We start from the raw sequence: 5451 nt of genomic DNA on the forward strand, positions 1-5451 counted from the left end.
TCGCTGCTGAGGTAACGCACGGTGGAGCTGCGTCGCACTTGAGCTATCCCGTCGCCCCGTGCGGCTGCGGAGGGGGCCAACCGAAAAGCCACGCGGCCACCAGGAAGCACAAGGCGCCGAAGAATGTGCCGATGTTGGCCCACACGAGACTGACGTCGGCTCCCGACCGCAACACCAGTGCGCCCACGGCCGAGGCCAGAAACAGGACGGATCCGGCAAAGTTGAGGAAAGCGATCCGCTGCGAAGCGTTTGCAACGTGGGAATGCCGCCGAGCCCGGACCTCGGGAACGATCGCGATAGCCGAGGAGACCAGGAACGCGACGGAACCGACGATGTCAGGCACCCATACCTCGACGTCAATCAGCTCCGGGCGCGCGCCGATCGTCACCGCGGCGTCCATCGTGTTGACGTTGAACAGCACTGTCCCCACCAACTGGATGGCCGCGGCCAGCCAGTCGGTGGTGCGAGCACGCAACGGGAGCGAGCGCCGCTCGGACTCGGGAAGCTCCCGGCGAGCAAGGACGAGCTGAAGGGTCGCGGCAGCGGTGAAGAACACCGCCCCAATCGCGTAGGTGGCCACTGAGAGCAGCGGTGGCGATGCGGGTAGCAGCGAGAGTGGGACACCGAGCGCGAACAATGCTGCGCCGACCACGAATAGGAGACCAATCCAGCGCACCATCGAGTGAGACCAAGAGCGACGAAGTTGTGGCATCGATTCGCGCGTATCCCCCATGGCGTGGTCGTTCCCAAGCGGCTCAGTCGGCGGCCCCGGCACTCACCCGGGATCCGAATCCTACCGTGGGGCGCCGGCCAGTGACGGCCACACGAAGTGGTCAGACCGACGTCTGATGGAGGTCCGGTTAGGCCCTCGGCATGGACGCGGTCGGCGTCGGTCGCCAACACGGAGAATGCTATTATCCGTATTCAAGAACGATACTTACCCGAGTGACGGCAATATCGACAGCTACCAGGGCCGATGACTAATCGAAACGCTTACCGGAAATCCATTGATTGACGATCCAGAAGAATGTTAGCTTATCTATCATATGACCCGGCCGGGCTCGCTTTGGCTGCCGGAGCCGAAGGATGGCTTTCGTGATCGAACAGGCTGACGGAACACGCACGCCGGTGATCGACGCGAGCGTGCACGTGTTCTTTCCGTCCAACAAGGACCTGCGATCGTTCCTGCGCGAGCCGTTCAAGAGCCGCGGTTTCCCCGACTACGAGATGGACTGGTACGGCGCGCCCGGTGGCGAATACGCACCGAACACCGAGGGGCCGGACCGTCAGTACCCGGGTTCGGATCCGGAATTCGTTGGAACCGAACTTTTTTCGAAGCGCGGCATCGACGTGGCGATCCTGCATCCGATGGGACGCGGCATCATGCCCGACCGGCACCTGGGCACCGCGCTGCACGCCGCGCACAACGAGATGATGGTGTCGCGCTGGTTGGACTCCGGCGATTTCGGCCACCGGTTCCGCGGCACCATTCGGGTCAATCCCGACGACATCGCCGGCGCTTTGCGGGAGATTGAAAAGTGGCGCACCCACCCGCGCGTGGTCCAGATCGGCGTCCCGCTGCAATCCCGCGAGCTCTACGGCAAACCTCAGTTCTGGCCCCTCTGGGAGGCCGCCGCCGGCGCGGGCCTTCCGGTCGCCGTGCACATCGAAACGGGCGAGGGCATCGGCTTTCCCCCGACGCCGTCCGGGCACACCCTGACCTACGAGCAGTACGTCAGCTTCATGGCGCTCAACTACCTGTATCACCTGATGAACATGATCGCCGAGGGAGTGTTCGAGCGCTTTCCGGGCCTGAAGTTCGTCTGGGCCGACGGCGCCGCGGACTTCCTCACGCCGTTCATCTGGCGGATGGACACGTTCGGCCGGCCGCACCTGGAGCAGACGCCCTGGGCGCCGCGGATCCCCAGCGACTACCTCCCCGGCCACGTGTACTTCGTCCAGGGCGGCTTGGACGGTCCCCCGGACGCCGACTTCGCCGGCGAGTGGTTCGGCTTCACCGGCAAGGACGACATGGTGATGTTCGGCTCCAGCTACCCGCACTGGCAGAACAACGACGTCCGCAGGTTGCCAGCAACGTTGTCGGCCGAACAGCGCGACAAGCTGTGCTGGCGCAACGCGGCCAACCTCTACGGGATCGACATTTCGGTCGACCTGGCGGCGGGCTAGTCGCAGAATAAGGACAAGGGAGACTGAGGAGACAGAGATGACGCTGACTCACATGCACGAACGGGTCCCCGCCGCCGAGCGCATAGCCGTCCGGTGCGTCGACTCCGACATCCATCCGGTGCCCAGGCGCGGCGAGCTGACCCAGTACATCCCGGAGCCGTGGCGCAGCAAGTTCTTCCTGGACCACAAGGTCGGCGAGCTGATCTATTACGACGCCCCGGACTACGCGCACACGTTCGCCATGCGCGCCGACACCTTCCCTCCCGATGGCGAGTTCGCCTGCAGCGACCCGGATATGGCCTTCCGGCAACTGATCATGCAGGCGGGTTCGGACATCGCGATCCTGGAGCCCGGCGGGCGAACGCCGCGCCTGGCCGAGGCGCACCAGGCGTTCTCGACCGCCCTCAATCACTGGCAGTCCAACCACTGGCTCGACAGCCACAATAACTGGCATGAGCGCTGGCGCGGTTCGATCTGCGCGGCGATCGAGGATCCGGAGGGGGCGGCCCGCGAGATCGAGACGTGGGCCGGCCATCCGCACATGGCGCAGATCCTGATCAAGGCCGAGCCGCGCCCATCATGGGGCCACCCGAAATACGACCCGATCTGGGCGGCCGCCACCAAGCACGACATCACCGTGAGCTGTCACCTGTCGCGGAGCAACTACGAGATGCTGCCGACCCCGCCCGTCGGCCTCCCCAGCTACAACCACGATTTCATGGTGACCTACTCGCTGCTGGCCGCCAACCAGGTCATGAGCCTGATCTTCGACGGCGTCTTCGACCGGTTCCCGACGCTGCGCATCGTGTTCGTCGAGCACGCGTTCAGCTGGATCCTGCCGCTGATGTGGCGCATGGACGCGATTTACGAAGCCCGCAAGTCGCGGGTCGAGATCAAGCGCAAGCCGTCGGAGTACGTCAAGGGGCACATCAAGTTCACCACCCAGCCGCTGGACTACCCGGAAGACAAGACCGAGTTGACCCGCGCCCTGGAGTGGATGGAATGCGACAAGATCTTGCTTTTCTCCTCGGACTACCCGCACTGGACGTTCGACGATCCGCGCTGGCTGGTCAAGCACCTGCCCAAGGCGGCCCGGGATGCGGTGATGTACAAAAACGGCATCGCGACCTACCACCTGCCTGAGACCGTTCCGGTGCTCGAGGGTCAGACCCGGGTGTTCTGAGTTGGCGTCTGAGAAAGAAGGGGCAACCACCGGGCGGCCCCAGCCCCGCCTCGCTCAGGGCCGCGAGCATGTCGTCGCAACGGTGGACGAGATTCCGTCGGGAACCCACAAGCTGGTGCCCATCGGCCGGCACGGCGTCGGGGTCTACAACGTCAACGGCAACTTCTACGCCATCGCGAATTACTGCCCGCACCAAGGTGGTCCGCTGTGCTCGGGACGCGCACGCGGACGGACCATCGTCGACGAGACCGCCGCCGGTGACTCCGTCATGGTGCGGGACCTGGAGTTCATCTACTGCCCCTGGCATCAATGGGGTTTCGAGCTGGCGACCGGCACGACCGCGGTCAAGCCGGAGTGGAGCATCCGCACCTACCCGGTGCGGGTCGTGGGCAACGACGTTCTGGTGCAGGCCTAACTACAGGAGAATCGGGTGCCTTCCATCGAGATCAACGGGGGAAACGTTGTCTACGAAATCCTCGGTGAATCAGGCGATCTCATCGCCCTGACGCCGGGCGGCCGGTTCAGCAAGGAGATTGAAGGCCTGCGCCCGCTCGCTGAGGCGTTGGTCGCCGGCGGCTATCGGGTGCTGCTGTGGGACCGGCCGAACTGCGGCGCCTCGGATGTGCAGTTCTACGGTCAGAGCGAATCGCACATGCGCGCCGAGACACTGCACAAGCTGGTGACCGGGCTGGGCTTTGAACGCTGCATCCTCGCCGGCGGTTCCGGTGGGGCGAGGGATTCCATGCTGACCACGATGCTCTACCCCGAGATGGTCACCAAGCTCGTGGTCTGGAACATCGTCGGCGGCATCTACGGCACCTTCGTGCTGGGCTCGTTCTACATCATCCCAAGCATTCTCGCGGTGCGCGGCACCGGAATGGACGGCGTGGTGAGGGTGCAGGAATGGCGCGAGCGCATCGAGCAGAACCCCGCCAACAAGCAGCGCTTCCTCGACTTCGACTCCGACGAGTTCCTCAAGGTGATGCTGCGCTGGCTCAACGCGTTTGTCTCCAAGCCGGGGCAGACGATTCCGGGCGTCGAGGACGAAATGTTCGACCGCATCAAGGTCCCCGCGTTGATCATTCGCGGCGGCGAGAACGACATGGATCACCCCAAACGGACGTCGCTGGAGGTCAGCTGCCTGATCAAGGGATCGAAGCTCATTGATCCGCCCTGGCCGGAGGATGCGTGGGAGCGTGCCTCCGAAGACCGCGCGTCGGGCAGGGTGCAGCACTTCAACATGTTCGATACCTGGGTGCAGGCAGCGCCGGCGATCCTCGGGTTCCTGGACTCCTGATGCGTTCACCCGGTGCGAATGTGGACCTCGCAGTTGAGCGACGCCTCGAGGGCGGTGTGCACGCGGCTTTCCGGGATGCGTTCGAGGTCCTCCTCGCGCAGCGTCACGTACACGATGTCGAGACCGTCGTCGCCCGGCGTCCGCTCGATGTCACCGGTGAGCCCGAACCCGGACAGCACGCCGCGAGCGTCGTCGTCGGTTCCCCGGCTGATGAAGGTGACCACACCCGGCAACGGGGCAACGCGAAATACCTTGGCGCAGAACTCGATCGCGGCGTACCTGGCGGTATCGCCGTCTTCGGCCGCGATCAGCAGTTCAACCTCGCGACGCCCGGCGGGCATGGCCGCGAGGTCGTTGCCGACCACGTCGGCGCCCGCCTCACCGGCGAGCGCAAGGAGCGCAGCCATGCCGTCTCGTAGTTGCGCAGCGGTCAACACGCTTTCCGGATCAACGTTGACGCGCACCACCGCCGTTCGCACGTGCGCAAGCCTAACCAAGACGATGGCGGGCCGGCCGTGAACACCACCCGATCCACCACCCTCACCACCGCCGTCCTGCCCGGGCTCGAACCCCGGCTGCTGGCCCACCAACGCGAAGACCTCGCGGCGTACCGACGCCTCGGCGGATACCGTCCGCTCGACGGCGCCGACCGACTGCTGAGTGAGGTCGAATCCGGCGGGCTGGCCGGCCGTGGGGGTGCGGCCTTCCCGCTCGCGGTGAAGCTGCGGGCCGTGCGCGACAACGGGCGTCTGGCGGGTGGCTCGGTCGTCGTCGCCAACGGCGA

6 protein-coding genes and 1 pseudogene are annotated in these 5451 nt (G+C 65.3%); 5 read left to right on the forward strand and 2 right to left on the reverse strand.

The genetic code is table 11. The features are described 5' to 3' along the window. Positions 1-43: 43 nt before the first annotated feature. The gene (locus VMD50_RS04030) at positions 44-679 is read right to left on the reverse strand and encodes a hypothetical protein (RefSeq protein WP_325425101.1); all 636 of its coding nucleotides are present in this window, start codon (positions 677-679) and stop codon (positions 44-46) included. Positions 680-1095: 416 nt separating this feature from the next. Between VMD50_RS04030 and VMD50_RS04035 the strand changes: the two genes are divergently transcribed. From VMD50_RS04035 to VMD50_RS04050, 4 genes are read left to right on the forward strand one after another with little or no spacing between them, the layout of a single operon-like run. Then, the gene (locus tag VMD50_RS04035; RefSeq protein ID WP_325425103.1) at positions 1096-2187 is read left to right on the forward strand and encodes an amidohydrolase family protein; all 1092 of its coding nucleotides are present in this window, start codon (positions 1096-1098) and stop codon (positions 2185-2187) included. Between the two features lie 37 nt (positions 2188-2224). Further along, entirely contained in the window at positions 2225-3370 is a 1146-nt protein-coding gene (locus tag VMD50_RS04040) for an amidohydrolase family protein (protein ID WP_325425105.1), read from the forward strand. A 1-nt stretch (position 3371) separates the two neighbouring features. Next, complete coding sequence (locus tag VMD50_RS04045) at positions 3372-3785, forward strand: Rieske (2Fe-2S) protein (RefSeq protein WP_325425107.1); 414 nt, start codon at positions 3372-3374, stop codon at positions 3783-3785. A 15-nt stretch (positions 3786-3800) separates the two neighbouring features. Then, the gene (locus tag VMD50_RS04050; protein WP_325425109.1) at positions 3801-4667 is read left to right on the forward strand and encodes an alpha/beta fold hydrolase; all 867 of its coding nucleotides are present in this window, start codon (positions 3801-3803) and stop codon (positions 4665-4667) included. A 5-nt stretch (positions 4668-4672) separates the two neighbouring features. On the opposite strand, the gene VMD50_RS04055 is transcribed toward VMD50_RS04050, so the two are convergent. Then, positions 4673-5134 (reverse strand): hypothetical protein, encoded by a 462-nt coding sequence (locus VMD50_RS04055; RefSeq protein ID WP_325425111.1) that lies wholly within the window; start codon positions 5132-5134, stop codon positions 4673-4675. Between the two features lie 48 nt (positions 5135-5182). Between VMD50_RS04055 and VMD50_RS04060 the strand changes: the two are divergent. Beyond that, a pseudogene (locus tag VMD50_RS04060) lies at positions 5183-5451 on the forward strand (NADH-ubiquinone oxidoreductase-F iron-sulfur binding region domain-containing protein); the annotation flags it as partial.

It is taken from the genome of Mycobacterium sp., assembly GCF_035506235.1.
Classification (GTDB): domain Bacteria; phylum Actinomycetota; class Actinomycetes; order Mycobacteriales; family Mycobacteriaceae; genus Mycobacterium.